This window comes from Shewanella sp. 125m-7, assembly GCF_052977045.1.
Genome location: NZ_JBRILQ010000084.1, coordinates 1 through 5,165 on the forward strand (window position 1 = coordinate 1; position 5,165 = coordinate 5,165).

Sequence of the window (5,165 nt, forward strand, 5' to 3'; positions counted from 1 at the left end):
AGATAAGAAAGTGTTGTAAATGATAATGTTATTTATGATCTTTGATATGAATAGACTCACTTAAGCGGAGAAGAGCCCAAATAGTATTCTTTATATATTCAAATTAATTGCAAGTACTGACAACCTATTTCAATCAGTAAAAACTTGCGAGTTTATCGCCAATTCAGTCACTCAAATCACCTTAAAAACGGTACTAAATAGTGAACATAATACCAGCACCTTAAGCCCTCATTCACGCAGGATAGCAGGTGTTTATCGAGTAATAGACTATCTTCAATCATTTGCATCATGCTTGCCTTCAATATCTGAGTTGTGCACAGTGGCAAACCTCAGCGAACGCAGTTTAGAGTATGGTTTTCGTGAATACTTAGGAATAACACCGATCCGTTACCTTAAGGTCGTTCGACTAAATGGAGTCAGAGAAACGCTATTAACTAGCGATGCTTCAATCACGGTATCGCATGCTGCACTGCAGTGGGGATTTTTAGAGCTAGGCCGTTTTGCATCAGAATATCGCCAACTATTTGGTGAACTTCCTTCTCAAACACTTAAGCAAGGCTAACCCATCTTCTCCCCCACCAGACAGACAACAACATAAAGGGGGTTTGAATCACCAAAAATAAAGCTGCAAATAACAAATAATCTGCGCGAGCAAAAACATTTACAGCAACAAAGGTCGCGACAGCCAAATTTCGAACCGGGAATTCAAAAAGAATGCTTAGGCTCATTGTTATTGTTAACTTAGCGAATCGGCATAAGCAAGAAGCTAACAACATAGCCAGTAGCGTAAAAGTGCTAGAAAGAATAATCAGTAACAGTAACTGTTCACCAATCGCCGCAAAATTATTGACCAATATCCCTGCAATAAGTAATAACAAACCGATAAAACCACATCGTTCAAGTTGTGCTAATCGAGGTATTAGCTTAATTTCAAACTTATTTCGGATGAATATACCCATCACCACCGGCAGCAATAGCGTCAAACTGAGTTGAACCGCTTGTGTGACAACCACGCTTGATAATTGAGATGAGCTGACACTAAATTGCGAGTAGAAAAATATCAAAATAATAGGTAAAACAAAGACGGAGACAAAACTACTCACAGCCGTTAACGTTAATGATAGCGCCGCATCCCCTTTAGCCATCAGGCTATAGAAATTCGATAATGCCCCACTTGGACAAATCGCAACCAGCATCATACCAATAGCAATAGATTCTTGAGGTTTAAACAGCAATATTAATAGGTAAGCCAATAACGGTAGCATGACTATTTGAGCGACGGTGATGCCAACCACTAAATAGGGATGGCGTTTGATACGCCGTAAATCCTTCATGGTCAGATTCAACCCTATCAATAACATAAGGTAAAATAGGATGCTTTGCACTGCAATGTACACCATGACTATGACTCCTCACACTGTACCAATAGCATGCTCATTAGTAGGCCTAAAATCAGTCTCATAAAATATTGCGAAGAGTACCGCTATTGCAGTTTTCTTTTGAGCGCTTTCACGGCGCCTACTGGCACCAGTTTTTCTAATTGCTCAACACAAACAGCCGCATTCTTGCGTTTATTCCGAATAAGAAAATCGCATTGTTGGTATAAATACTGTGGGTCATGACTTAATTCATAAGCCGTTATTAATGCTTGCTCAGCTTTTACTCGGTCATGAGACTCAACAGCTAATGCATAAATGTAATGGAAACGTGCATTAGCGGGTTCAAATATGGTTGCGTTAAGTAGATGTTCCGTGGCCACTTTCATGCGTTTGTCTCGAATATAAGCTAACCCCAATGCATGATGTAAAATCCCATTTTGCTTAACCACTAACAGACCTTGCTTTAATATCGCTATCGCTTGGTCATTGCGCTGCAAACTCCGATAAAGGTCGGCTAGATTAATATAAGAAAGTACATAAATGGGTTCGACTTGTATCGCGCCTAAATACTCTTCTTCCGCTTGAGCCAACAAGCCTTGGTGACGATAAACATTCGCAATATTCGTTCTACCCGCGCGGTCGCTATTGTAATGTTGAACCGCTAAATACTCGTCTAAACTCGGCTTAAGCAGAGTCTGTTGCTGCTTAGTCAGCCTTGGCCATTGTGGTACCAGTAAACTTGCCGTAAGAAGCCGTATACTGAGCACGGGATCATTTAACATAGAGCTTAATGCGTGCCACTGCTGCTCTGGTGAATAGGGGGCCATTGCTTGCACAGCACCCAAGCGGACTAGACTACTACTATTGTTTAAAGAGGCTAGACTCGTTCTATAAGCCACTTGCCCTGGATATTGTGCCAACCGTTCTAAAGCAGACGCTGTAATAATTGAGCTTAGTTGCTTATTTTCCACAACCTCCTTTAATCGCCTCTCCGCTCCTTGATGTAAATTATCTGCGGCAAAAAAAGCCTGTGAGAAATGAGCACTATTTTGGATGGCAGAATCTGGAAACCATTTAGCTAATTGTGTACTTGCCCATTTATTATCTTTCTGTTTATGACAACTGACACATGCGTTTGGTACACCCATTTTCTCACTTAAATCGGGGCGTGGGATTTGCCAGCTATGATCCTTGCGAAGATCAACTTGCATGTACTTTTCTTCAACCATATGACAGTCACTGCACAAACTGCCTTCGGTACCAGACTCATGGCGAGAATGCACTTCAGCGGCGTAGTGGCTTGGACTATGACATTGCAAGCACAAAGCTGGCTCTGCCATTTTAACCTTTCCTGTGTGGGGGTTATGACAATTAGAGCAAACAACCCCTGCCTGACTCATTTTTGATTGAAGAAAGGAGCCATACACATAGTTTTCATCATAGATCTGCCCATCACTATGGTAAAGTTCACTGTTAATCAGTGTTAACTGTTGCCTATCTAAATATTCATTATTTTCAATGTTATCATGGCTTTCATTAAGCTGTACGCCTCGGCTATGACACTGGGCACAAGCTGTTAATTGTTGGCTAGGTTGCAAGCCTTGAGGCTCGAGAATACCGGTTCCGCTGTCGCCCCAATTCGTAACACTTGGCTGTAAAGTACGGTCAAATCCCTTATTGGCACTTTTATTTTTTTGACCAGCCCATTTTACATGCTCGAAAGCGGCACCATGACAAGCTTCGCAAGAAACATTGATTTCCGACCAGGTCGTTTGGTAAGTGTTTTTTTGTTTGTCATAGCCTTTCTTTATATTGGTAGAATGGCAATCCGCACACATGTAATTCCAGTTTTGCCCTTCATTTAACCAAAAAAACTCATCAGACTGTTGAGTAAATTGCGGGTAGAGATGATACCAGCGCTGACCGCCCTCCTCTTTACTGCGAGCATCCCAAGTATAAGGAATAAGCTGGACTCTACCGTCACCAAACTCCACCATATATTGCTGCAATGGGTATACACCAAAGGTGTACTTTATCTGATAATCAAAGAACTGATTATTGGGGCCTTCTATATTCACCCAAAACTCTTTCCCTTTGCGGAAAAAGCGATTTTGTTTACCTTGAAACATAAGTGATGCTTGATCAAAATCCGCTAATACGGTCTCATCACTCGCGTGGCTCATGGCCTGAGCATGTTGGGAAGTCTGCCATTCTGCCACCTCTTTTTGATGACATTCAACACACTTAGTCACTCCTACAAAATTAGTCACTCCAACAAAATTAGTGCCATGTACAGAGTGGCTTATCAAGGCAATAAAAAATATAAACAGCGCACTTTTCATCAATTACACCAAATCCCTTTGTTTAATCATCATTCATATCCAGTAGCAAAAAGCGCACCTAACATAGCGGTAAAAATGACAGCGTGATTCCATTTATCCCGGTCGCAAATAACGCTCGTAAATAGTTGTCGTAAATTGCTGCCCGCATACATTAGCAACTTCTGGTATTACGCACTTTGTTTGGACTGATATGAGTTAGATTTCTTTGCAACAACGAACCTAACATTCTCTCGCTTTTGGTGATGCTCAGAACTAAGACTGGTAAGTAGTTCATCGCAAAATTCAGTGTATTGCGTCCCTAACTCTTCTTTTAATCTCTGCATTCTATCGAGCCTTGCTACCCAACTCTCAATAATTTCTGTCGGCGCTGCACCGGAGAAATTTAACTCTGGATCGACAACATCATTGTCAACATAGACGATTTCGAATCCGGAATTTTGCAATAAGTTCTGCATTTTGGCACCAAAATCAAAGTCATAAATGCCAGACTTGTATGATTCAAGTTCAAAGCTCCTCACCTTGTCGTAGTACTTACTATTGCTGCTGAGATTCCCAGAAATAAAGCAGGAGACATCGAGTAATGCTATCCAAGCTCCCTGGTTCATTTTTGAATATACAGAGACTAAAAAGTCGAGTGGATTGCTAAGATAGGAAAGGGAAAAACTGCTCCAAATTCCGTTTACAGCTCCAACAGATAGGTAATCTAAGCTCAGAATATCAGTGCATATGAAGGTTTCATTGCTGACTTTGTTTGACTCACAGAAATCAATGAATTCTTGATTAATATCGACACCTAAAACATTTTTGACTCGATACGAAAAAAGGCGGGATACATCTCCAACAGAGCAACCAAGATCAACCATCGAGTCATCTTGACTCACAGGTATAAACTGAAGATAGCGCTGCCAGTTTCGCCAACGCTGTTGTTTTTCATATTCTTGAAGAAGATTCACTAACAGCTCCGTGTCTTGTTGAAATCTAACGTCTAGCAATATTACTAAACCACCCGCAATATAACTAACCCCCTAATGTAGAATCAACAAGATACTACATTTTTAGACTCCAAGGCATGCCACGTTGTCGGCTCATACTTTTACAGGAGTCATTTAACAGAGACGAGACTCGAGCTGGCGATACATCACTCTATAACGTAATGAATTTTAAGTCGTAAGCATTGCTTTATCTTATGCTCTATAAAGCAAAATAATTTAAGGGATGATTAAACTTATCTGAAAATATTGGCAACAACAAGTGAATTACCGCTTGATGATATTAGTGATTACTCGACTTTTTTGCGGCCAAACTAAACACCACTGCAGTGTTGGCAATGCTTATAAAATGAGAGTTCTAAATCCAAAGCAGAAAAACAGCTCAAAGAGCTGGCAAGACATGTTTCAACTATCTCTAACTGAGCGCCAAAAGGAAATCGGCATAATGTTGCTAG

General features: G+C 40.7%; 4 protein-coding genes. 1 reads left to right on the forward strand and 3 read right to left on the reverse strand.

Translation table 11 applies throughout. From position 1 onward, the window contains the following. Positions 1-319: 319 nt before the first annotated feature. Positions 320-562 carry a helix-turn-helix domain-containing protein gene (locus tag ACVBIL_RS20465; RefSeq protein ID WP_447168776.1) on the forward strand — a complete coding sequence of 81 codons (243 nt, stop codon included), beginning with the start codon at positions 320-322 and terminating at the stop codon, positions 560-562. Here ACVBIL_RS20465 and ACVBIL_RS20470 read toward each other — a convergent pair. The 3 genes from ACVBIL_RS20470 to ACVBIL_RS20480 all read right to left on the reverse strand — a co-directional run bounded on the left by ACVBIL_RS20470 (position 549) and on the right by ACVBIL_RS20480 (position 4,674). Beyond that, the gene (locus ACVBIL_RS20470; RefSeq protein ID WP_447168777.1) at positions 549-1,400 is read right to left on the reverse strand and encodes a bile acid:sodium symporter family protein; all 852 of its coding nucleotides are present in this window, start codon (positions 1,398-1,400) and stop codon (positions 549-551) included. The genes ACVBIL_RS20465 and ACVBIL_RS20470 overlap by 14 nt on opposite strands. An 83-nt stretch (positions 1,401-1,483) precedes the next feature. Continuing rightward, positions 1,484-3,721, reverse strand: a complete 2,238-nt coding sequence (locus ACVBIL_RS20475; protein ID WP_447168778.1) for a multiheme c-type cytochrome — start codon at positions 3,719-3,721, stop codon at positions 1,484-1,486. A 167-nt stretch (positions 3,722-3,888) separates the two neighbouring features. Then, positions 3,889-4,674, reverse strand: a complete 786-nt coding sequence (locus ACVBIL_RS20480; RefSeq protein ID WP_447168779.1) for a class I SAM-dependent DNA methyltransferase — start codon at positions 4,672-4,674, stop codon at positions 3,889-3,891. Positions 4,675-5,165: the final 491 nt, after the last annotated feature.

Excerpts from the sequence above, each read along its gene's own strand:
- ACVBIL_RS20470 (WP_447168777.1), bottom strand. The coding sequence starts at position 1,400 with ATGGTGTACATTGCAGTGCAAAGCATCCTATTTTACCTTATGTTATTG.
- ACVBIL_RS20475 (WP_447168778.1), bottom strand. The coding sequence starts at position 3,721 with ATGAAAAGTGCGCTGTTTATATTTTTTATTGCCTTGATAAGCCACTCT.